Raw genomic sequence first — 22,349 nt, 5'->3', positions numbered from 1 at the left:
CAGGCCCCGGTGCGGGGCTCGGGTGTGCTTCAGCCGCTCAGACCGGCGGCGAGCGAGGCGAACGCCTCGCGGTAGATGCTCAGGAAGGAGCGGGTCCGTCCGGACGCCACCCAGAGCTCGGCGGACGCGCGCACCGCGGCGATCGACGCGTGGGCGAGAAGCCTCGGGCGGAGATCGGACTCGGGATCCTGGCCGAGCCGTTCGGCCAGGACGGCGACCATCGCGCGCTCGTCCGCCCCTTGGGCGGCCAGGAAGCCGGGCAGCAACGAAGGGCTCTTCGTCAGTGCGGCCGTCTGGAGCTCCCAGCGCTCCTGGTCCTCCTCGATGTCGGCGAGTTCCTGGCCGAGCGCCTCGCGCAGGGCGTCGAGCGCCGACAGGTGTGCCGGTGCGTCGAGCACCGCCTGTCGCAGACGGGCGGCGCAACCCCGGTCGGGGCGGGTGATCGCGTCCTCCAGACACGGGAAGTAGTTGAAGAACGTTCTTACGGAGACGCCGACTTCGTCGGTGACCGCCTCCACCGTCACGTTCTCGATTCCCCGCTCGGCGGCGCTGCGCAGTGCCGCGTTCGCCAGGGCGTCACGCGTCGCGCGCTTCTTGCGTTCGCGCAGCCCGAGAGACGACTCTTCGGCACTCATGGGGATGCATACTATGCAAGTTTGCACGGTGTGCAAAACTCTGGTGGTCGCAGGCTCGCGCCGCTCAGCCCTACCCCCGGTCCGAGGCGGGCCAGACGTACGGCAGATCGGGGGGAACGTCCGGGAACAGCGGCCGATAGTACCCGGGATCCTTGCGCACCAGCGCGGAGCGGTGGCTCAGGTGGAACGCCTCGTCACCCAGCCACGGGGGCACTTCGCCCGCGGCGGTGAGATCGGCCTCCGGCCGGACGGTGACCGTCGGGCGGCCGGTCGAGGCGGCGAGGTCCTGGATCAGGGTCGCCGCACAGGTGTCCGCTCTGCCCTCCTCCGTCCAGACGGCACACATCTCCAGGCCGTACCGCACGAGCGCCTCCTGGTATCCGGCCCACATGCGGACCGCCGGATGACGGCGCCACCCGTAGCCCGGAACGGTGAGTCCCCTCAGGACCTGAATCGTCTCGACCCGCTGCTTGCCCAGCCGCCTCGGGTCCAGCGCGAGGGCACTCCGGCGGAAATCGGCGTACGGCAGGAATGTCTGCATGGCTCCTGCCTACCGCATGTGCGCGGATATCGATCCCGACCGGGCCAGGGCGCACCACTCACACGGCGGCTGCATTTCTCGCCGAAAGACGGCGAACTCCTCACCACCGAACCGGTGTGCGAGTGTTCTGATCGGCGTCCGAACAGATGCGCGCAGAAGCCACACGCGCACGCACACCCCCATGCGTCGGTATGTTTCGGGGTGCGCGTCTGCGGGCCGCGGCATTTCCGCCATCTGTTCCCGCGTTCACCCGGCGTCGACTTTCGGACTCTTCACAAGGCGTCAACTCCATAAGTCCTTCGGCCTGTTAGCGTCCCTGGGGAAGCGGGTGAATAGCGGGAGGAGGCGAAAGGGTGCGGGAGACGACGGTCCGGTTCGTCCTCACCCTTCTGGCAGGCCTTCTCCTCGTCGTGCAGTCGCCCCTTCCCGACCGGTCGGCCACCGGCCTCCAGGTGTTCGCCTCCGTCATTCCGGCAGCCGCTTCCCCGGCCGAGACGGCCCGGGAGTCCGAGCGGACGTACGGGGCGTGCGGCACCTCGGAACGGAGCGGCGAGACCAACGGCCTCGCGCATCCACGCGACCGGCGGCGTTCCGCCGCCTCCCCGCTCGATCCGCCTCGGCGCTCCCCCGCGTACGACACCCACGGCGCGCTCCGGCCGGCCGGTGTCCCGGTGCCAGGAGCCGCCCACGACGCGGGCAGACCCGTGCGCACCCCCTCCTGCCCCGTCCTGCAGGTCTTCCGCTGCTGAGCTGACCCGCGGCGCCCGACGGACCGGCTCTCGCCCTCGCACCGAGACGACGTGAGGCCATGTCCTCGTGCCCGCCCGAGCCCGCTCTCGTACGCACGCCGACGCGCCGGGTCCGGCGCGCCAGGAGGAACCGCTGGTATGGAACCCCTCACCGATCCACAGCAATCGAAATTCCCTTTTCTGCGGCAGGATTTCGCCGCCTCACTCGTCGTCTTCCTCGTCGCTCTGCCCCTGTGTGTGGGCATCGCGGTCGCCTCCGGAGTCCCGGCCGAGCTGGGACTGATCACCGGCATCGTGGGTGGTCTCGTCACCGGCGCGATGCGTGGCAGCAGTCTCCAGGTGTCCGGGCCGGCCGCCGGTCTCACGGTCCTGGTCTTCGAGGCCGTCCAGTCCTTCGGGCTGCCCGCTCTCGGGGTGCTCGTGCTGACCGCGGGGCTGCTCCAGCTCGTCATGGGCGCCTTGCGGCTGGGCCGCTGGTTCCGTGCCATCTCCCTCTCGGTGGTCGAGGGCATGCTCGCGGGCATCGGCCTGGTGCTCGTCGCGGGCCAGCTGTACTCGGCGGCCGGTATGGAGGCCCCCGCGTCGGGGACCGGCAAGGTGGCCGGGCTCCCGGGGGCACTCGCCGAGGCCGTCACCAGCACCCAGGCGCTCGCCTCGCTAGGGGTCGGGGCCGGGACCGTCGCGCTGATGGTGGTGTGGAAGGGGGCGCCGAAGCGTGTGCGGATGGTCCCGGGCGCGCTCGCCGCGGTCGTCGTGGCCACGGCCGTCTCGGCCGCCTTCGCCCTGCCCGTCGCCACGGTCCGGGTGGAGGGGCTGCTGGACGCCGTCCAGATGCCGGGCCTCTCCGAGTTCGGCGGGCTGGCGAGCCTGAGCATGCTCGGCACCGTGCTGGCCTTCACCCTGATCGCCTCCGCGGAGAGCCTGTTCAGCGCGGCGGCGGTCGACCGGCTCCACGACGGGCCGCGTACCGAGTACGACAGGGAGCTGATGGCCCAGGGCGTGGGCAACACCGTCTGCGGGGCACTGGGGGCGCTGCCGATGACCGCGGTCATCGTCCGCAGCGCGGCCAACGTGCAGGCGGGCGCCAGGACCAAGGCCTCGCGGGTGCTGCACGGGTTGTGGCTGCTCCTGTTCGCGGCGCTGCTGCCGTCCGCGCTCGAACTGATCCCGCTGCCCGCACTGGCCGGCATCCTGGTGCACGCGGGCTGGAAGCTGATCCCGCTGCGCACGGTCGTGGCCCTGTGGCGGGAGCACCGCGGAGAGGCGCTGATCCTGGTCGTCACCGCCGTCTCGATCGTCGCGGTGAACATGTTCGAGGGTGTCCTGATCGGCCTGGCCCTGTCGGTGGCCAAGGCGGCCTGGGACGCCTCGCACATCCGGCTGGAGGCGGACGACAGCGGTACCGGCTGCGTCCGGGCCCGGCTGTCGGGCAACGCGACCTTCCTGCGGCTGCCGAAAATACTCGACAGCCTGGAGGCCCTGCCGCAGGACCGGCCCGTCGAACTGGACCTGTCCGGCCTGCACCATCTGGACCACGCCTGTCGCACGGCACTGGAGACCTGGGCGCAGCGGCACAGTGCCCCGGGCACCGATCCCGTGCAGCTGACGGGTACGGCGGCGCGGTGACCGGCGCGGCCTGACGTACGACGGCCGCGGGCCGCCGCTCCGACGGGCGGCCCGCGGTCGGGGGGTGCGGCGGTCAGCCGTTGGGCAGGATGACGGCGCGGCCGTTGATCTTGCCGTCGTGCAGCCGTTCGTAGGCGAGGGGGGCCTCGTCGATCGAGTACGTCTCGACGTGGACGTCGACGGCACCGGCGTGAGCGAGTTCGATCACTTCGGCGAGCTCCCGGCGGGTGCCCCAGTACGGTGCGGAGACCGATGTCGAGAACGGCAGGACGCCGAACCCGACGGGGAGCGTTCCGCCACCGATGCCGACGATGGTGACGTCGCTGTCGACAGAGGCGGACGCACCGGCCGTCTTCACGGTCGGCGGGGCTCCGACGAAGTCGAGGACGACCTGGGCTCCGATGCCTCCGGTGAGCTCGCGGACCTCGGCGGCCGCGTTCTCGTCGGAGATCACCGTGTCGTGGGCGCCGACGGACCGGGCGAGGGCCAGCTTCTCCTCGGAGACGTCGAGCGCGATGACGCGGACGGAGGTCATGGCGCGGAGCAGCTGGATGGCCACGTGCCCGAGCCCCCCGGTGCCGATGACCACGGCTGTGGCGCCGGGCACCAGCTTGGGCAGGGAGCGCTTGATGGCGTGGTACGGCGTGAGGCCCGCGTCGGTCAGCGAGACCGTCTTGACGGGGTCCAGGTCGCCGATCGGGACCAGATGGCGGGCATCGTCGACGATCATGTACTCGGCCATGGCACCCGGACTGCCCAGACCCGGCGGGTTGATGCCGAGGTCGGCGGCGCGCAGGCAGTAGTTCTCCCGGCCGTCCGCGCAGTTCACGCAGGTGCCGCAGCCCCAGGGGCCGTAGACCGCGACGGAGTCGCCCACCGCGAAGCCGTGGGCGCCGTCACCGAGCGCGGCGACGGTGCCGACGCCCTCGTGTCCGAGCGTCAGCGGCAGCTCGTAGGGGAATCCTTCGGCGGGCCAGCTCATCACGGCGATGTCCGAGTGGCAGACACCGGCGGCGCTGACCTTCAGCAGGATCTGCCCCGGGCCCGGTACGGGCTCCGGTATGTCGACGACCTCGGGGGCGGCGCCGACGGTGCGGTACTGGACGGCTTTCATGGCTCTCCTTCGTTCTCCTTTACTACCTTTGTGAACCGGGCGGGGGCCTTGCGCCACTCGGGGGCTCTCGCGCCCCCGGGGTTGTTGCGCCCCCGGGGGCGCGAGAGGCCCCCGGGGTCACTTGCGCCCTCAGGGTCGCTCGGGCCCTCCGGTTCAGGAGGCCGAGTAGCCGCCGTCCACCAGGTGGTAGCTGCCGTGGATGAACGACGCGCGGTCGGAGAGCAGGAAGGCGGCGAGCTCTGCGACCTCCTCCGACGTACCGAGGCGGCCGGCCGGGTGCAGGGAGATCAGGTGGTCGCGGGCCGGCCCGTCGGTGTCGCGGAGCAGCGGGGTGTCGATGAAGCCGGGGCCGACCGCGTTGATACGGATGTTGCGGTCCGCGTACTCGAGTGCGGCGGTCTTGGTGAGGCCCACGACGCCGTGCTTGGCGGCGACGTACGCCGGGGAGCCCGCGAAGCCGTTGGTGCCGAGGATCGACGAGATGTTGACGATGGCGCCACCGCCCGCTTCGAGGAGGGCCGGGAGCTCGTAGCGCATCGAGTAGAAGACACCGCTGAGGTTGGTGGCGACGACCCTGTCCCAGTCCTCGACGCCGTACGCGCCGGTGGGCTGCGAGGGGCCGCCGATGCCGGCGTTGTTCACGGCGAGATGCAGGACGCCGAAGGCGTCGACGGCGGAACGCACGCCCGCCTCCACGGAGGCGGGGTCGGTGACGTCAAGGGCGACGGCGGTGGCCTGTGCACCGGTCGCCCGCAGTTCGTCGGCGGCCTTGCGGGCGCTGTCCGCGTGGTAGTCGGCGACGACGACGCTCGCGCCGCTCGCGGCGAGCCGCCGGGAGAGGGCCAGGCCTATGCCGGACGCGCCGCCGGTGACGAGTGCGACCTTGCCGGCGAACTCCGCCTCGTAGGCGGTGGGAAGGGGAGTGCTCATGATGGTGTGCTCTTTTCAGTGCTTTTCAGCGGTGCTGTGGTGCGCCTCCCGCTCCGCCGGGGTTTCCAGCAGTTCCGCGGAGAGGGCGTCGAATGCCTGGCCGACGAACTCGGGCAGGGCGGCCGGCCGGCCGCTCCGCACCCATGCCGCCTGGGCCGCGAGGAGCGCTCCGGCTCCCGCGGCGACGGCCACGGCCGGGCGGAGGTCCCGCCGTGGGTCGACCGCGAGCCGTGCCGCGAGAATCGCGACAGACTCCTCCTGGGCGTCCACCCGGATGTGGTGGAACGCCGCGTACAGGGTGGGCTCCTCCTCGGCCATGACCAGCAGGTCGAAGATGCGCGGCCGTGTGTGCCAGGGCTCGGCCGCCGGATCGCGCAGCCAGTCGAAGACGGCCCCGCGGTAGGCGGTGAGGGGCGGCTCGGCGGCGGGCCGTGCCCGCAGCGCCCGGTTGATCCTGTCGCCGTCGCCCCGTACCGAGTCGAGGACGGCGGCCTCCTTGTTGGGGAAGTGACGACTGAAGGTGCGCCGGTCGACGTCGGCCGCCTGCGCGATCTCCTCGACCGTCACGCTCCGCAGTCCGCGGTCGAGCACCAGCTCGAACGCACACCGCGCAAGCGCGTCCCGGGTCCTGCGCACCTTGCGGCCGCGCCGTTCCGGGGCCTTCTCCGTCGCATCCATAGCTGTAGCTTACACCTTTAAATGTCCCGATGGGACTTCTGTCACCATGAGACACGGAGGCCCGGAGACGCGGCGTGTGCGGAGGCGGCGCGCGGGACTCCCTCCCCGCTCCCCCGGCAGAGGGAGAACGATCACTCGGGCGAGGGAGGGCGCCGGCCTGGCCGGCTGCCATGTTGGACACATGAGCGACAGCACACGGACAGTTCACGGGCCGAGCCGAACCCCAGTGGCCGGCGGGCCCGCCTCGGAGGCGGCCGGAGTCCGCCCGGCGGCCTCCGGCGGCGACCGTCGTCCCTTGACGCCGCGTCAGCGGTTCGCGGAGTCAGACGGGGCGGGCCGTCTCCTGAAGACGCGTCAGCACCTCGTCCTCGCACAGCGCCCCGGCGAGGCCCGCGGCGTAGGCGTGGTCAGCCGTGACTCCGAACCGCGCGGCCAGCTCGTGCTCCTGCCCGAGGTCGGTGCCGAACATCGCCGGGTCGTCCGTGTTGACCGAACAGCGCACACCGGCCGCGTGCAGCAACGGCAGCGGGTGGGCGGCGATATCCTTGACGACACCGGTACGGAGGTTGGACGTCGGACAGACGTCGAGCACCACACCACGGCCCGCGATCTCTTCGAGCAGCCCGGGCTCCTCGACCGCCCGGATGCCGTGCCGCAGCCTGACGGCACCGAGGTCGAGGGCTTCCCTGACGCATTCCGGACCGCCGACCTCGCCCGCGTGCGGCACGAAGGCGAGACCGCCCTCCTGCGCGATGCGGATCGCCTTACCGTAGGGGGCGAGGGTGCTCCGCCGCTCGTCACCCCCGATACCGAGGCCTACGACCCCCCTGTCCCGGTACCGTACGGACACCCGGGCGCACTCCTCGGCCAGCTCCACCGGGCAGCCGCGGTAGAGGTCCGGGGTGAAGCGCACGGCCACACCGAACCTCTCCTGCGCCTCGACGGCTCCCTCGGTGTACCCCGTGAACATCTCGTCCCAGTCGATGGCGTGGCTCTCCACGCGCTCGGCCGGCGAGAAGATCGCCTCGAGATAGACGGCGCCGTGCTCCCGGGCCTCCTGTGCGTAGTTCACCACCACGCGTCGGAAGTCGTCCGCCGTGCGCAGGCAGTTGGTGGTCATGCGCCACACCGAGAGGAAGTGCCGGAAGTCGGTGAAGCGGTACAGCGCCTCGAGTCCTTCGACCGTGTCGGCGGGGAGCACCTCGCCGTTGCGCCGGGCGATCTCCAGCAGCGTTGCCGGGCGTATCGCGCCTTCCAGATGGACATGCAGTTCGATCTTCGCGCTCACCATGGGCTCAGGCTACGGGAGGGGGTTTCGCCGCTCGGCCGATGTGCCGGAGTCCCGGCTCAGGGCGCCCGGCCACCAGGCGACGCGTCCGATGTCCCTCACCAGCGCGGGTACCAGGAGCGAGCGCACGACCAGGGTGTCCAGCAGGACACCGAAGGCGACGATGAACGCGATCTGCACCAGGAACGCCAGGGGGATGACGCTCAGGGCCGCGAAGGTGGCAGCCAGGACGACACCGGCCGAGGTGATGACCCCGCCCGTGGTCGTCAGTCCGCGCAGCACACCTTCCCGGGGGCCGTGGAGCAGGGACTCCTCCCGGACCCGGGACATCAGGAAGATGTTGTAGTCGACGCCGAGGGCGACCAGGAACACGAATCCGTACAGCGGTACGGACGAGTCGGTGCCGCTGAAGCCGAAGACGTGCTGGAAGACCAGCGAGGAGATGCCGAGGGTGGCCAGGAAGTTGAGTGCCACGGTGGCGACGAGGAGCAGCGGCATCAGCAGGGACCGGAGCAGCCCGATCAGGATGACCAGGATGATCACGAGCACCACGGGCACGATGATGTTGCGGTCGTGCTCGGCCGTCTTCTGCGTGTCGTACTGCTGCGCGGTGTAGCCGCCGACCAGCGCGTCCGCTCCGGGCACCGCGTGGACCGCGGCACGCAACCGGGCGACGGTCTCCTTGGCGGCGTCGCTGTCGGCCGCGGACTTCAAGGTGGCATCGACGCGTACGCGGCCGTCCACGACGAGCGGCGTGCCCTGGCCGGGCCGGCCGGACTCCGTCACCACGGAGGCGCTCGAGACGCCGTCCACACCCTTGGCAGCGTCGGCGACCTGTTCGGCGCGGTCGGCGCTCGCGATGACCACGGCGGGGTTGCCCGATCCACCGGGGAAGTGCTTGCTCAGGGTCTGCTGGGCGGCGACGGACGGTGCGTCGTTGACGAAGATCTCCTCCAGGGGGACGCCCTTGGAGTTCAGTGTGGGCATGAAGGCGGCACAGGCGAGGAGCCCGATCAGGGTGAAGGCCCAGACCTTGCGGGGGGCTCGGTCGACCAGGGCGGCGACCTTCGCCCAGATCCCCTTGGAACCGGAGGCCGCGTCGCCCTCCTTCGGCTTGGCGGGCCAGTAGGCGGTCCTGCCGAGCAGGACGAGAACCGCGGGAAGGAAGGTGAGTGCGCTCAGGACGGAACAGACGATACCGATGGCGCCGACCGGCCCGAGTGCCCGGTTGTTGGTCAGGTCGCTGATCAGCAGCGCGAGCAGGCCCAGGGCCACGGTGGCGGCGCTGGCCCCGATCGGCCCGGCCGACTCGCGCAGTGCCGCGCGCATCGCGGTCCACCGGTCGGCGTGCCTGCCCAGTTCCTCCCGGAAGCGCGCGGTGAGCAGGAGGGCGTAGTCGGTGGCGGCACCGATGACGAGGATCGACAGGATGCCCTGCACCTGGCCGTCGACACGGACGACGTCGTGATCCGCGAGGACGTAGACGACCGCGCAGGCCACGGCGAGCGCGAAGACCGCGCCGATGATGATGACCAGCGGCAGCAGGACACTGCGGTACACCAGCAGCAGGATGACCAGCACGGCCACCAGGGCGACTCCGAGGAGCAGCCCGTCGATTCCGGAGAAGGCGTCGGAGAGGTCGGCCTGACTGGCCGCGGGGCCCGCGATCCGGGCCTGGGTGCCGGGCACCCGGTCGGCCGCCTTCTGGATGCCCGCGAGGGCGTCGGGGAGTTCGTCACCGAGGTCGGACCGCAACTGCACGACGCCTTCCAGCGCCTGACCGTCCTTCGACGGCAGCGCGGGAGACACCTCACCCGTCACGCCGGGCGCGCCCTTGAGGCCGGCGAGCGCCGACGTCGCGGCCTCCCGCTGCTCGGAGCCCAGGTCCCCACCGTCCTCGTCGGACGTCCAGACGACGATCGCGGGCACCGTCTCCTGTCGGCTGAAGGCCTTCTGCGCGTCGATGACCTGGGTGGACTCCGCGCTCTGCGGCAGGAAGGAGGCCTGGTCGTTGGTGGCCACCTCGCCGAGCTTCCCCGCGTACGAACCGAACGCCCCGCCGACGGCCAGCCAGACGACGACGAGGAAAACGGGAATCAGCCAGCGAACCGGCCTGGATGCGGTGGACATGGCTCTCCCGGATCGAACGAGTTCACTCAAGCATTGAGTATCTTAATCATTGAGATACAGCGCTCCGTAGCGTGCCCCGCCATCGCCTCCGCATGCCCCCGCGGTCCGTCTCCGACACGCCACGCCACGACGCCGATCCAGCGGCACCCGCGTCACCGCGCGATGCCCGCACCCACCACTGTCAGGTCCCGCGCCCGGGGACGGACCCCTGGAGCGACGAAGGCCTTCAGCGCCGGGGAGACTCCGTACGGGCCAGTGCCCCGTTCATACGGGTGAGAAGGCTGAGCGCGGCGGCCACTTCACCGGGCTCCGACAGCGCTTGGGCCGTGGCGGCGGCCTCGGCCAGGGGCATGAAGAAGGAACGGGCCACCGACTTGGCCGCCGGTTCGTAGTGCAGGTGCACGACACGCCGGTCCGCGCTGTCGCGTGCGCGCCGGACATGCCCGGCGCGCTCCAGACGGTCGAGACAAGCGGTGACGGCGCCGGAGGTCAGGCCGAGGTGTTCACGCAGACGCCCCGGGGTGAGGGGGGCGTCCGCGTCGAGTATCGCCGCGAGGGCCTGCACATCCGTGGCGTGCAGCCCTTGGGCGTGCGCGAAGGCGTGCACCAGGCGGTTGACCTCGCCGTTCATTCGCCGGAGCTGCACAGCGAGCGCCTGGAGCTCGAGGGCGGCGCGCTCGTCGCCGAGCGGCCCGCCGGGGGCGCCGTCCGTACTTTCCACCGGCTCATAGTAGAGCCGCCCGGCTCAGCCACCGGGACCCCGTCTCGGCTCTATGCTTCTACAGTTGTGTAGAAACGCGACCGAACGCGTCACCGTGTTCCCGCGTACGGAAGAAGGAGTGAACGCCACGATGGTGTTCAAGAAGCTGCTCGGTTCCCTCGGTGTGGGCGCCCCGACCGTGGACACGGTACTGGCCGGCGGCGCCGCCGTTCCCGGAGGTTCCCTGAGCGGACAGGTCCGTCTGCGAGGCGGCAGTGCCGACTTCACGGTCGAGAGCATCACGCTCGAACTCGTCGCCCGGGTCGAGGCCGAGCACGAGGAGGGCGAGTCCGAAGGCACGGTCAGCTTCGGCCGCTTCACCGTATCGGGTGGTTTCGTCCTTACGGAGGGCGCGGAGCACAGTATCCCGTTCGACGTGGCCCTGCCCTGGGAGACGCCGATCACGGAGCTGTACGGCCAGGATCTCGGCATCGTGCTCGGCGTACGTACCGAGCTCGCCGTGGCGGGCGCTCGGGACAAGGGGGACCTCGACCGGCTGTCCGTCGCACCGCTTCCCGCCCAGGAGGCCCTCCTCGAAGCACTGGGGCAGCTCGGCTTCGGGTTCAAGTCCGCCGATCTGGAGCTCGGCCACATCCGGGGTACGGGGCAGCAGCTGCCCTTCTACCAGGAGATCGAACTCTCGCCCGCGCCGCAGTACGCCCACGAGGTGAACGAGATCGAGCTGACCTTCCTGGCCGGCCCCGGCGGCCTGGAGGTCGTCCTGGAGGCGGACAAGCGCAGCGGCTTCTTCACCGAGGGGAGCGACTCACTCGGCCGCTTCACGGTCGGTCACCAGGACTACCAGGGGCGGGACTGGAGCGCGGAGCTCGACTCCTGGATCCGCTCGCTGGTGGCGGTCCGCTCGGCCCACGGCACCCCGCCCGCCTACGGACACGGCGACGAGCACGGGCACGCGTACGGGCACGGCGAGAGCCACGGGCACGGCTCCGGTCCCGGGATGGGGACGGCCGTCGCGGCCGGAGCGGCCGGGCTGGCCGTCGGCGTGGCCGGCGGACTGGTGGCGGCGGAAGTCGTCGACGAGGTGGGCGACTTCTTCGAGGACGAGGAGGACGAAGGCGACGGCGGGGAGGGCTGACCACCGGTCGGCGTGCGGCAGGCGGCCAGGAGAAACGGACGCCTGCCGCACCGCTCTACAGTGCTGTAGATTCGTCATGACCGGGGGAAGCGGGCCGTCCGAGGCGGACAGGCCGATCAGGGGAGCAGACAGTCGTCATGTTCGGCATCAGCGAGATCGCGATCCTTCTCATCATCGTCGTCCTGATCTTCGGCGCCAAGAAGCTCCCCGAACTCGCCCGTTCCATGGGTAAGTCGGCCCGCATCCTGAAGAGCGAGGCGCGTGCCCTGAAGGGTGACGGAGACTCCTCGGCGGCACCGCGGGCCGCCTCGCCCACGGTCCGGCGCAACGACTCCCCCGCGAGCCCGCACACCCCCACGCACGAGGACCTGGGCACCGACGCGGACGGTCACCGTGTCATCCGGGGCACGGCCACCGAGCGGCCCGGCACGCTCTGAGCGCCTGACGGGCCCGGGCCCGAGCCCGAGCGCTCAACCCATAGCCCCCAGCCCGCAGCCCTCAGCCCTCAGCCCTCAGCATCCGACTCCCTGAGTCCCTCGGCCACCGCCCCCCGGCGCCCGGCCAGGGCCTCCCGGCTCCCGGGCCGGGGGCCCCCGGGCCAGACGCCCCCAGGCCAGACGCTCCGGGCCAGACGCTCCCGACAAGCGGAACGGTCGCGAGCACGACACCGTGGACGCAGGAGAAGCCACTGAGAACGGAGCGGCCATGGAGACCGGCGACGACCGAAGCGGGCTGCGGTGCCTGGTGACGGGTGCCACGGGGTACATCGGAGGCCGGCTCGTACCCGAACTCCTGGGCGCCGGCCACCGTGTGCGCTGCCTTGCGCGCAACCCCAAGAAGCTGCGGGACCATCCCTGGGCCGACGAGGTGGAGATCGCCCAGGGAGACGTGACCGACCCCGAGTCCCTGGGCGCCGCGATGCGGGACACGGACGTGGCCTACTACCTGGTCCACGCCCTGGGCAGCGGGTCCGGCTTCGAGGCGACCGACCGCAAGGCGGCCCGGGTCTTCGGAGAGCAGGCGAGGGCCGCCGGGGTACGGCGCATCGTGTACCTGGGCGGTCTCACCCCGGCCGACGTCCCCGAGCAGGATCTGTCGCCCCATCTGCGTTCGCGGGCGGAGGTCGGCCACATCCTCCTCGCCTCGGGCGTGCCCACGACCGTACTCCGTGCGGCGATCATCATCGGTTCCGGATCGGCGTCCTTCGAGATGCTGCGCTACCTCACGGAGCGGCTGCCGGTCATGCTCACCCCGAGCTGGGTGTCCACCCGTATCCAGCCGGTCGCGGTGCGCGACGTGCTCCGCTACCTGGTCGGCAGCGCGCTGATGCCCACGGAGGTGAACCGTACGTTCGACGTCGGGGGCCCCGACGTCATGACCTACCGGGACATGATGCAGGAGTACGCGAAGGTCGCCGGGCTCCCCCACCGGCTGATCGTGCCCGTGCCGATGCTGTCCCCGGGGCTGTCCAGCCACTGGGTCGGTCTGATCACGCCGGTGCCGGCCTCGATCGCCCGACCGCTCGCGGAGTCCCTGCGCTACGAGGTCGTGTGCCACGAGCACGACATCGCCCGGTACGTCCCGGACGGCCCGGGCCAGCCGTTCTCCTTCGCCACCGCCCTCTCCCTCGCCCTGCAGCGGGTGCGTGAGGCGAAGGTGATGACCCGGTGGTCCTCCGCGTCGACACCCGGCATCCCCAGCGATTCGCTGCCCACCGACCCCGACTGGGCGGGTGGGAGCCTGTACACGGATGTGCGCGAGATGGACGTGGACGCCTCGCCGCAGGCCCTGTGGAGGGTCGTCGAGGGCATCGGTGGTGACCACGGCTGGTACTCGTTCCCGCTGGCCTGGGCGGTCAGAGGGTGGCTGGACCGGCTGATCGGCGGCGTGGGGCTGCGGCGGGGCAGGCGGGACGCGGAGCGACTGCGGGTCGGGGACTCGCTGGACTTCTGGCGGGTCGAGGAGATCGAGCCCGGCCGGCTGCTCCGGCTGCGCGCGGAGATGCGCCTGCCCGGACTGGCCTGGCTGGAGATGTACGCCGAGGACGGCCCGGACGGCGACGGCCGCTCGCACTACCGGCAGCGTGCGGTCTTCCATCCGGCCGGACTGCTGGGCCACGCCTACTGGTGGAGTGTGTCACCCTTCCACGCGGTGGTCTTCGGCGGCATGGCACGCAACATCGCCCGGGCGGCGGACGGGAGAACGGCATGAGTGTGGCGGTGGTCCTGTTCACCTCCGATCTGAGGCTGCACGACCATCCGCCGCTGCACGCGGCTCTGGCCTCCGCCGACGAGGTGGTACCGCTGTTCGTACGGGACGACGCCGTGGCGCGGGCCGGGTTCTGTGCCCCGAACCGGGAGGCGTTCCTCGCCGACTGTCTCCGCGACCTGGACGCCGGTCTCCGTGACCGGGGCGGCCGCCTTGTCATCCGTTCGGGTGAGATCGTCGACGAGGTCCGCCGGGTCGTCACGGAGACGGGCGCGGGCGAGGTGCACCTGGCCGCGGACGTCAGCGGACACGCGCAGCGCCGCGAGGAACGTCTGCGCGAGGCCCTCGCGTCCGCGGGCTGCCGGCTGCGCGTCCACGACGCGGTGGTCACCGCGGTCGCTCCGGGGGCGGTGGTCCCCTCCGGGTCGGGCAAGGACCACTTCGCGGTGTTCACCCCGTACTTCCGCAGTTGGTCGCAGGTGGGGCTGCGGACGCCGTTCGGTGCGCCACGGGCCGTGCGGATGCCGGACGGCCCGGCGTCCGAGCCGGTGCCCGAGCGGTCGCGGGTGAGCGGGGTGTCGCGCGGGGTGGCCGAGGGCGGCGAGCGGGAGGGCCGCCGGCGTATGACCGCCTGGCGCCGCCAGGGCCTGGGGCGTTACGAGGACCGCCACGACGACCTGGCCGGTGACGCGACGTCCCGGCTCTCCCCGCACCTGCACTTCGGCACGCTGTCCCCCACCGAACTGATCCACCGGGCGCGTTCGGCGGGCGGCGCCGGCGCCGAGGCGTTCGTGCGGCAGCTGTGCTGGCGGGACTTCCACCACCAGGTCCTGGCCGCCCGCCCGGCCGCGTCCCACGCCGACTACCGCACACGGGACGACCGGTGGCGTACGGAACGTACGGCGGCGGGCGACATCGAGGCATGGAAGGAGGGCCGCACCGGCTATCCGCTGGTCGACGCCGCCATGCGCCAGCTGCGCCACGAGGGATGGATGCACAACCGCGGACGGCTGCTGACCGCGTCCTTCCTCGTCAAGACGCTGTACGTGGACTGGCGTATCGGCGCCCGCCACTTCCTGGAGCTGCTGGTGGACGGGGACATCGCCAACAATCAGCTCAACTGGCAGTGGATGGCGGGGACCGGCACCGACAGCCGGCCGAACCGGGTGCTGAATCCGGTGGTGCAGGCGAAGCGGTACGACACGGACGGCGCCTACGTACGCCGTTGGGTGCCGGAGCTGGAGAAGCTCGGCGCTCCCGCCGTCCACGAGCCGTGGAGGCTCACGGGGCGGGAGCGGGCCGCACTGGACTATCCGGAGCCCCTGCTCGACCTGTCCGAGGGGCTGGCCCGCTTCAAGGACGCGCGCGGCCTGGAATGAGCGGCCGGGCGCGGGTGCGGGCGGGACCGGGTAGGCGGACGGCGGTTCAGACCTTGCGGTAGCGGGCGTTGGCCCAGGAGAAGAGGCCGAAGGCCGCCAGCCCCACGGCGACCAGTACCAGCAGCCACGGGCCCACCGGCGTCTGGGTGAACGAGCGCAGGGTGTCGTCCATCCCCTTGGCCTTGCCCGGTTCGTGCTGGACGGCGGCGGCGATGGCGAAGCCGCCCGCCGTGGCGAAGACCCCGCCTCGGACGGCGCCACCGAAAACTCCGACGACGTCCACGGCCTGACGGGTCCGCCTCGTCATCTCGGCCGTCTTCAGGTGCTTGTGGTACTTGCGTGCGATGGCCCGGAAGGCGATCCACAGACCGGCGCCGACCACGACGACTCCGGCGATGCCGACGATCCACTGCCCGCCGGTCCAGCCGAGGGCCTTCGCGGTGACGTCGGCCGTCCGACGGTCGCTCGATCCGCTGCCGCTGCCCTGGACACCGACGGCGTAGGACAGGACGGAGTACGCGACGAAGCCGTAGAAGACGAAGCGCCCGGCGGCGACGGCCCGCTTGCTCGCGTCCCGTCCGTCCGGACCGGCCTGCCCGAACAGCGCCTCGGACAGCCGCCACAGGGCCATGCCGACGAGGGCGATGCCGAGCGCCCACAGCAGGACCTTCCCGAACGGCTGCTCGGCTATCTCCGCGATGGCGCCTCCGCGGTCCGCCTGCTTCCCCGATCCCCCGGCGAAGGCGATCCGGGCCGCCAGCAGGCCGACCAGGAGGTAGATCACCCCCCGGGCGACGAAACCCGCTCGGGCTCCCATGTCCACGGCCCTGCTGTTCGCCGCTCGTCTCGCCTGGGCCTGACCGTTCGCCGACAACGCATTCATATTCATGAAGGCCCGGTTGCCCCTGAAGCGGCGATCAATGCGCGCGCTCTGCGGGGGTGGCCTCCGGGTGGCCCCGGGTCAGGGCCCGTACGAGGAGGCGCTCCTCCTCCGCCCGGACGAGGAGGGCCTACTCCGAGGAGGGCCTACTCCGAGGAGGGCCTACTCCGCCTCCGCGCCGTCCGCGCTCTCCGCCTGCCCTTTCGCGCGGCGGCCGACGACCGTCGCGGCTGCCAGGGCGCTGCCCGCGAAGGCCAGGGCGACCACCCACGGCCGGTCCAGGACGTGGCAGGTGACGTGGTCGAGGGAGTACTCCCCGGGCCCGGTCAGACCGATCGCGGCAGCGGCGAAGCCGAGGAAGGCCGGGTACTCGTAGCCGCCTCCCATGGCGAAGAAGCCCGCCGGCACGTGCACGGCGACGGCACCCGCCATCGTGCCGGCGGCCGCGGCTCCGGCCGCCGGGGTGGCCAGTCCGAGGGCGAGCAGGACGCCGCCGCCCGTCTCGCCGAGCCCGGCGGCCAGGGCGCTGTGCTTGGGCGGGTGGAAGCCCATGGCCTCCATGGCGGCGGTGGTCCCCTTGATGCCGCCGCCCCCGAACCAGCCGGCCAGCTTCTGGGTGCCGTGGGCGGTGAGGACCGCCCCGGTTCCCACCCGGAGCACGAGGAGACCGAGATCGCGTCGGTTGAAGGTGGTCATGGCTGTCTCCCGTCGACGGGAACGAGCGGACGATTCCGTACGGACCCACTGTGTGCTCACCCGGGTGGCGGGGTGCGGTGGTGTTGGGCCATTCGTGGACCGGCCGTGCGGGAGCGGGCCCGGACCGGGTCGGGCGACCGCGCCGGGGATGCGTCGGGCGGTGCGTCAGGGGGCGTCGGGTGCGACGAAGGTCATTGTGCAACTTGTTGCATAAACGAGGGCGGCTGTTCTACAACTGGCACGACGACACCGTGCGCGAGGAGATCCGGATGAGCCCCTACCCGACCCTGCTGAGCCCGCTCGACCTCGGCTTCACCACCCTGCCCAACCGGGTGCTGATGGGTTCGATGCACACCGGCCTGGAAGAGGTCGAGGGTGGCTTCGAGCGGATGGCCGCCTTCTACGCGGCCCGCGCGCGGGGCGGGGTGGGCCTCATGGTCACCGGCGGCATCGCCCCCGACGAGCGGGGCTGCGCCTTCCCGGGCGGCGCCAAGATGACCACCGAGGCGGAGGCGGCGCAGCACGCCGAGGTGACCGCCGCCGTGCACGCGGCCGGCGGGCGGATCGCGATGCAGATACTGCACTTCGGCCGTTACGCGCACCATCCGGACCTGGTGGCGCCGAGCGCGCTCAAGGCCCCGATCAGCGCCTTCACCCCGCATGCCCTCACCGACGACGAGGTCGAGGAGACCGTCGAAAGCTTCGTGCGGGCCGCTGAGCTGGCCCGGTGCGCCGGCTACGACGGAGTCGAGATCATGGGCTCCGAGGGCTATCTGGTCAACGAGTTCGTCGTGGCGGCGACCAACCACCGTGTGGACCGCTGGGGCGGGAGTTACGAGAACCGCGTCCGCTTCCCCGTCGAGATCGTGCGCCGGGTCCGCGAGCGCGTAGGCAGCGACTTCATCGTGATCTACCGGCTGTCCATGCTCGATCTGGTGCCCGGCGGTTCCACGCTGGAGGAGGTGGTGCTTCTGGCCCGTGAGATCGAGGCGGCCGGCGCGACACTCATCAACACCGGCATCGGCTGGCACGAGGCCCGCATCCCCACGATCGCCACCTCGGTGCCGCGCGGCGCCTTCACCTGGGTGACCGAGAAGGTGCGGGGCGCTGTGTCCGTACCGCTGGTGACCGGAAACCGCGTCAACACACCGGAACTGGCCGAGGAGATCCTCGCGTCGGGCCGGGCGGACATGGTCTCGATGGCACGGCCCTTCCTCGCCGACCCCGACTTCGTCGCCAAGGCGGCCGCGGGCCGCGCCGACGCGATCAACACCTGCATCGGCTGCAACCAGGCCTGCCTCGACCACGCGTTCGACCTGAAGATCACCTCCTGCCTGGTGAACCCGCGCGCCTGCCACGAGACCGAGATGGTGCTCTCCGCGACCCGTAGGCGCCGGCGCGTCGCCGTGGTGGGCGCGGGTCCGGCCGGGCTGGCGTGTGCGGTCACGGCCGCCGAGCGCGGGCACACGGTGACCCTGTTCGAGTCGGCCGACCGGATCGGCGGCCAGCTGAACGTGGCACGCCGTGTCCCCGGCAAGGAGGAGTTCGACGAGACGCTGCGCTATTTCCGTACGCGGCTGGCCGAGGAGGGTGTCGAGGTCAGGCTCGGCACCCCGGCCACGGCGGCGGTCCTCACCGGCTACGACGAGGTCGTCCTGGCCACCGGGGTCGAGCCCCGCTCCCCCGCGATCCCCGGTGTCGGCCACCCCTCGGTCGTCAGCTATCCGGACGTCCTGCGTGACGGTGCGCCGGTCGGCGACCGGGTCGCGATCGTCGGGGCGGGTGGGATCGGCTTCGACGTCGCCGAGTGGCTGACGGACGGCGGCGAAGGGGCGAGCCGCGACCCGGAGGTGTTCGCCCGGACGTGGGGCGTGGACACCGCGTACGCGGGCCGGGGCGGGCTGCGCACGCCGAAGCGCCCCGAGCCGCCGCGCTCCGTCTTCCTGGTCCAGCGCAGGACGACCAAGGTCGGGGCCGGGCTCGGCAGGACCACCGGCTGGATCCACCGGACGGAGTTGCGCCGCCGCGGCGTGACGATGATCGCGGGCGCCACCTACGACCTGATCGACGACGCGGGTCTGCACCTCACCGTCGACGGCGAGCGGCGGACCCTGGCGGTCGACACGGTCATTCTCTGCACGGGCCAGGAACCGCGCCGCGAGCTCTACGAAGGACTGCGCGCCGCCGGACGGCCGGTGCGTCTGGTCGGCGGCGCCGACGTGGCCGCCGAACTGGACGCCAAGCGTGCGATCCGGCAGGGCACCGAGGTCGCCGCACGGCTGTGACCAGCACCCGGGCCGTCCCTAGGATGCACTCCATGTCACTCCCGCACGCGATCCTCACCGCCCTGCTCGAGAAGCCGTCGTCGGGGCTGGAGCTGACCCGCAGGTTCGACCGGTCGATCGGCTACTTCTGGCCGTCCACGCATCAGCAGATCTACCGCGAGCTGGGAAAGCTGGAGCGGGCAGGGCACATCCGGGTCCTGCCGGCCGCCCAGCCGGCCCGTGGGCAGAGGAAGGAGTACGAGGTGCTGCCCGCGGGCCGCGAGGAGTTGGCCGCCTGGGTGTCACTGGCCGAGGACCCGCGGCCGGTGCGCGATCCGCTGCTGCTGCGGACGCGGGCGGCGGCGGTGGTCGGGGCACCCGGCCTGGTCGTGGAGCTGCGCAGGCATCTCGCCCTGCACCAGGAGCGGCTGGCGGAGTACCTGGAGATCGAGGAACGGGACTTCCCGCCGGAGCGGACCTCCGAGGAGGACCGCCTGCGGCATCTGGTGCTGCGCGGAGGGATCGATCTGGAGACCTTCTGGACCGGCTGGCTCTCCAGGGCGGTCGACGACCTGGAGGGGTGACGGCCCCGGCCGCCGCGTCGGCGGAACCCGGCGGGGCCGCCGGGCCGCTCTGAACCGGGCTCAGGGCCCCGGGACCGGCTCGGCGCGCAACGGCAGCGTGTCGGTGGCGCGGGTCACGCCGACGGCCTGAGCGGTGACGCCCCGGGACGACGGACGTTCCTCGGGGGCGCGCGGTGCGGCGGCGGAAGCGGTACGGTCCTGCGCGCGGCTGAGCAGGATCACGCCCCGCACGGCCGCCGCGGCTCCGACCAGGGCCGGGACCAGCCCGGCCGCCCCGCCCTGCAGGTGTTCGCCGAGCAGCGCGACGCCGATCGCGGCGGCGGCGACCGGGTTGGCGAGCGTGACCACGGCGAGTGGCGCGCCCAGGCCGCCCCGGTAGGCGGTCTGGGAGAGCAGCAAACCGCCCAGGGCGAAGGCGGAGACCAGCAGGGCCACGGTGACGAGCCGCCAGCTGAGCAGCGGACCGGAACGGTCGGTCGTGGCGACGGTCAGGGTCTGGGTGAGCGCCGAGGCGACTCCGGAGGCGAGGCCGGACGCCGCCGCGTGCCGGAGGCCGGGGCGGGCGCCGGGGCGGCTCAGGACGGCGACGAGTGCCATGGTCACGGCGCCCACGGCAAGGGCCTCGGCGAGGCTGAGCGTGTCGTGCGGGGCGGCGCCGCCCGCGGCCAGCAGCAGGGCACCCAGCCCGAGCAGGGTGAGCACGGTGCCGCGCCACTCGGTCCGGCTGACCCTGCGGCCGGCTGCGCGGGCACCGAGCGGCACGGCGGCGACGAGGGTGAGCGCGCCGAGTGGCTGTACCAGGGTGAGTGGCCCGTACTTCAGCGCGGCGACGTGGAGCAGCGCCCCGGCCGCGTTCAGGCCCACCGCCGACCACCAGGCACCGCGGCCCAGCAGCCGCAGCACTCCCGTGGAGGCCTCGGTACGGCCCGCGAGCCGGGCCTGGGCCACGGCGGCGGCCGCGTAGGCACCGGCCGACACGAGGGACAGCGCGACGGCTGTGAGGGTGGCGTTCATCGGCGTGCTCCGGACCGTGCGTAGGCGCGGGGGGCCTGCGTCGGGAACGCGCGCCCCGGCGGTGTGCGCGTTCCGGGCACCAGGGCCTGGGACGCGTACGCCCCGGCTCCGGCCGGTACGGCCGTTTCCCTCGCCACGGCCGGCCAGGGCAGGTGCCGCCTGGCGGGTGCGTGACCCGGCAGCCGGAGGCCGGCGTACGCGACGGAGATCAGCGCGGTGACCACGATCGCGTCGAGCCAGTAGTGGTTGGCCGTACCCACGATGACGAGCAGGGTGACGAGCGGGTGCAGCAGCCACAGCAGGCGCCACCGGGAGCGGGTCGCGACGACGAGCCCGACGGCGACCGCGAGGGCCCAGCCGAAGTGCAGGGAGGGCATCGCGGCGAACTGGTTCGCCATCGAGTCGGTGGCGGGGGTGTCCCCGTACACCGAAGGCCCGTAGACGCGACCGGTGTCGACGAGGCCCGCGACGGGCAGCATCCGCGGCGGCGCGAGCGGGAAGAGCAGGTGGAGAGCGAGTGCGGCGCCGGTGAGGACGGCCAGGACACGGCGGGACCACACGTAGTGGCGCGGGCGGCGCCAGTACAGCCAGACCAGGAAGAGCAGGGTGGCCGGGAAGTGCACGGTGGCGTAGTAGGTGTTGGCCGCCTGGACCAGCGTGTGGCTGTGCAGCAGGAGGCTCTGTACGGCCCCCTCGCCCGGCAGGCGCAGGGCGCGTTCGAGGTCCCAGACGTGTCCGGCGTTGCGGAATGCTTCCTCGACGTGCCCGTTCGCGGCCAGCCGGCCGAGTTTGTACACGAGGAAGAGTCCCGCGACCAGAAGGAGCTCGCGGACGAGGGGCGGCCGGGCAGAGGTGTCCGGGTCCCGGTCGGCGGGCCCACTGCGGGTGTGCATCACCCCGTGCCCCTTCGCTGACGAAACGCTGTCACGACGTGGGCATGGTCGGTTCCTGCCACATCGATACGCCAGTGTACCGATACGTTCGCGTATCGGTACACGCGCGTATCGGTACACTGGCGTATCGAAGGCCGTCGAGCCAGATCCCAGAGAGGCAGGCAGATGTCGTCGCCCGGTTCCGCACAGGAGTCAGCCCCCGCTTCCCGCCGGTCGAAGATCACACCGGAGCGGGCACAGGAGCTCTACACGGCCGTGCTGGACCTGCTCCGGGAGAGCGGCTACGACTCCCTGACGATGGAGGGTGTCGCCGCCCGCACCCGGTGCGGCAAGTCGACCCTGTACCGCCAGTGGGGATCGAAGCCGGAGCTGGTCGTGGCCGCCCTGCACGCCACGAGCAGGACGCTGCCCTCCACCATCGACACCGGCAGCCTGCGCGGGGACCTGTACGCGGTAGCGGCGACCTTCGACGACACCGACCGCGACACCGCGCTCATGCACGCGCTCACCCACGCCGCACTGCAGAGCCCCGAGCTGCTGTGCGCCCTGCGCGAGACCCTGATCGCACCGTCGATCGCGGCGATCGACACCATGGTCAAACGGGCGATCGAACGCGGCGAGATCGCGGCGGACAACCCGGCGGCCCCGTACGTGGCCGCCCAGCTGCTCGGCATCATGCGGGCCAGGCCGCTGCTGCCGGGGCGGTACGCGGGCGAGGGCTTCCTCGTCCGCTTCATCGAGTGCGCGGTCCTGCCCGCTCTCGGCCTCCCGGCTCCCCCGCCCGGGCCCTGATGAACGTGGGCCGTCGCCGTAGCGGATGACGGCGGCCCGCCGCGCCGCACCGTGGGGACGGGGACGGCGCGATCGACAGTCGGCCGGCGGTT

21 protein-coding genes are annotated in these 22,349 nt (G+C 72.1%); 9 read left to right on the top strand and 12 right to left on the bottom strand.

Features of this window, described 5'->3' with window-relative positions; all coding sequences use genetic code 11:
* Positions 1-29: 29 nt before the first annotated feature.
* Both SACTE_RS30290 and SACTE_RS30285 read right to left on the bottom strand, forming a co-directional pair.
* A complete protein-coding gene (locus SACTE_RS30290; protein ID WP_014049831.1) occupies positions 30-635 on the bottom strand; it encodes a TetR family transcriptional regulator in 606 nt (201 codons plus the stop codon).
* A 70-nt stretch (positions 636-705) separates the two neighbouring features.
* Positions 706-1,176, bottom strand: coding sequence for an MSMEG_6728 family protein (locus tag SACTE_RS30285; RefSeq protein ID WP_014049830.1), 471 nt, complete (start codon positions 1,174-1,176; stop codon positions 706-708).
* 353 nt (positions 1,177-1,529) lie between these two features.
* On the opposite strand from SACTE_RS30285, the gene SACTE_RS30280 reads away from it, so the two are divergent.
* Together SACTE_RS30280 and SACTE_RS30275 are read left to right on the top strand one after the other, a co-directional pair.
* On the top strand, positions 1,530-1,925 hold the full coding sequence (locus SACTE_RS30280; RefSeq protein ID WP_014049829.1) for a hypothetical protein: 396 nt from the start codon (positions 1,530-1,532) through the stop codon (positions 1,923-1,925).
* 138 nt (positions 1,926-2,063) lie between these two features.
* Positions 2,064-3,551 carry a SulP family inorganic anion transporter gene (locus SACTE_RS30275; protein ID WP_014049828.1) on the top strand — a complete coding sequence of 496 codons (1,488 nt, stop codon included), beginning with the start codon at positions 2,064-2,066 and terminating at the stop codon, positions 3,549-3,551.
* A gap of 73 nt (positions 3,552-3,624) precedes the next feature.
* Here the strand turns inward: SACTE_RS30275 and SACTE_RS30270 are convergent, their stop codons facing one another.
* From SACTE_RS30270 to SACTE_RS30245, 6 genes are all read right to left on the bottom strand, one after another.
* Positions 3,625-4,665, bottom strand: coding sequence for an NAD(P)-dependent alcohol dehydrogenase (locus tag SACTE_RS30270; protein ID WP_014049827.1), 1,041 nt, complete (start codon positions 4,663-4,665; stop codon positions 3,625-3,627).
* Between the two features lie 153 nt (positions 4,666-4,818).
* Positions 4,819-5,595, bottom strand: a complete 777-nt coding sequence (locus SACTE_RS30265; RefSeq protein WP_014049826.1) for an SDR family NAD(P)-dependent oxidoreductase — start codon at positions 5,593-5,595, stop codon at positions 4,819-4,821.
* Positions 5,596-5,610: 15 nt separating this feature from the next.
* The gene (locus SACTE_RS30260) at positions 5,611-6,273 is read right to left on the bottom strand and encodes a TetR/AcrR family transcriptional regulator (RefSeq protein WP_014049825.1); all 663 of its coding nucleotides are present in this window, start codon (positions 6,271-6,273) and stop codon (positions 5,611-5,613) included.
* Positions 6,274-6,595: 322 nt separating this feature from the next.
* Entirely contained in the window at positions 6,596-7,564 is a 969-nt protein-coding gene (add, locus tag SACTE_RS30255; protein WP_014049824.1) for an adenosine deaminase, read from the bottom strand.
* 9 nt (positions 7,565-7,573) lie between these two features.
* Complete coding sequence (locus SACTE_RS30250) at positions 7,574-9,691, bottom strand: MMPL family transporter (protein ID WP_014049823.1); 2,118 nt, start codon at positions 9,689-9,691, stop codon at positions 7,574-7,576.
* Positions 9,692-9,917: 226 nt separating this feature from the next.
* Positions 9,918-10,412 carry a MarR family transcriptional regulator gene (locus SACTE_RS30245; protein WP_014049822.1) on the bottom strand — a complete coding sequence of 165 codons (495 nt, stop codon included), beginning with the start codon at positions 10,410-10,412 and terminating at the stop codon, positions 9,918-9,920.
* Between the two features lie 130 nt (positions 10,413-10,542).
* Between SACTE_RS30245 and SACTE_RS30240 the strand changes: the two genes are divergently transcribed.
* The 4 genes from SACTE_RS30240 to SACTE_RS30225 all read left to right on the top strand — a co-directional run bounded on the left by SACTE_RS30240 (position 10,543) and on the right by SACTE_RS30225 (position 15,134).
* Complete coding sequence (locus SACTE_RS30240) at positions 10,543-11,547, top strand: sporulation protein (protein WP_014049821.1); 1,005 nt, start codon at positions 10,543-10,545, stop codon at positions 11,545-11,547.
* A 137-nt stretch (positions 11,548-11,684) separates the two neighbouring features.
* Positions 11,685-11,984 carry a Sec-independent protein translocase subunit TatA gene (gene tatA, locus SACTE_RS30235; protein WP_014049820.1) on the top strand — a complete coding sequence of 100 codons (300 nt, stop codon included), beginning with the start codon at positions 11,685-11,687 and terminating at the stop codon, positions 11,982-11,984.
* 268 nt (positions 11,985-12,252) lie between these two features.
* On the top strand, positions 12,253-13,758 hold the full coding sequence (locus SACTE_RS30230; protein WP_014049819.1) for an SDR family oxidoreductase: 1,506 nt from the start codon (positions 12,253-12,255) through the stop codon (positions 13,756-13,758).
* The gene (locus tag SACTE_RS30225) at positions 13,755-15,134 is read left to right on the top strand and encodes a deoxyribodipyrimidine photo-lyase (RefSeq protein WP_014049818.1); all 1,380 of its coding nucleotides are present in this window, start codon (positions 13,755-13,757) and stop codon (positions 15,132-15,134) included. The genes SACTE_RS30230 and SACTE_RS30225 overlap by 4 nt, the downstream gene beginning before the upstream one ends.
* Positions 15,135-15,180: 46 nt before the next feature.
* Here the strand turns inward: SACTE_RS30225 and SACTE_RS30220 are convergent, their stop codons facing one another.
* The gene (locus SACTE_RS30220) at positions 15,181-16,023 is read right to left on the bottom strand and encodes a DUF1206 domain-containing protein (protein ID WP_078492670.1); all 843 of its coding nucleotides are present in this window, start codon (positions 16,021-16,023) and stop codon (positions 15,181-15,183) included.
* A 153-nt stretch (positions 16,024-16,176) separates the two neighbouring features.
* The gene (locus SACTE_RS30215; RefSeq protein ID WP_014049816.1) at positions 16,177-16,710 is read right to left on the bottom strand and encodes a DoxX family protein; all 534 of its coding nucleotides are present in this window, start codon (positions 16,708-16,710) and stop codon (positions 16,177-16,179) included.
* 269 nt (positions 16,711-16,979) lie between these two features.
* Between SACTE_RS30215 and SACTE_RS30210 the strand changes: the two genes are divergently transcribed.
* Positions 16,980-18,995: an NADPH-dependent 2,4-dienoyl-CoA reductase gene (locus SACTE_RS30210; RefSeq protein WP_026359117.1), complete on the top strand. Its 2,016-nt coding sequence runs from the start codon at positions 16,980-16,982 to the stop codon at positions 18,993-18,995.
* Between the two features lie 32 nt (positions 18,996-19,027).
* The gene (locus SACTE_RS30205; protein WP_014049814.1) at positions 19,028-19,558 is read left to right on the top strand and encodes a PadR family transcriptional regulator; all 531 of its coding nucleotides are present in this window, start codon (positions 19,028-19,030) and stop codon (positions 19,556-19,558) included.
* Positions 19,559-19,618: 60 nt separating this feature from the next.
* Here the strand turns inward: SACTE_RS30205 and SACTE_RS30200 are convergent, their stop codons facing one another.
* A complete protein-coding gene (locus SACTE_RS30200) occupies positions 19,619-20,572 on the bottom strand; it encodes a DMT family transporter (RefSeq protein ID WP_014049813.1) in 954 nt (317 codons plus the stop codon).
* Positions 20,569-21,468 carry a phosphatase PAP2 family protein gene (locus SACTE_RS30195; protein ID WP_019993203.1) on the bottom strand — a complete coding sequence of 300 codons (900 nt, stop codon included), beginning with the start codon at positions 21,466-21,468 and terminating at the stop codon, positions 20,569-20,571. Before SACTE_RS30195 ends, SACTE_RS30200 begins: the two co-directional genes overlap by 4 nt.
* Positions 21,469-21,630: 162 nt before the next feature.
* Between SACTE_RS30195 and SACTE_RS30190 the strand changes: the two genes are divergently transcribed.
* Positions 21,631-22,257 carry a TetR/AcrR family transcriptional regulator gene (locus tag SACTE_RS30190; RefSeq protein WP_014049811.1) on the top strand — a complete coding sequence of 209 codons (627 nt, stop codon included), beginning with the start codon at positions 21,631-21,633 and terminating at the stop codon, positions 22,255-22,257.
* Positions 22,258-22,349 lie beyond the last annotated feature (92 nt).

Origin of the sequence: Streptomyces sp. SirexAA-E, from assembly GCF_000177195.2 — a bacterium.
Classification (GTDB): Bacteria; Actinomycetota; Actinomycetes; order Streptomycetales; family Streptomycetaceae; genus Streptomyces; species Streptomyces flavovirens.
This window is presented reverse-complemented; position numbering and strand designations above follow the sequence as displayed.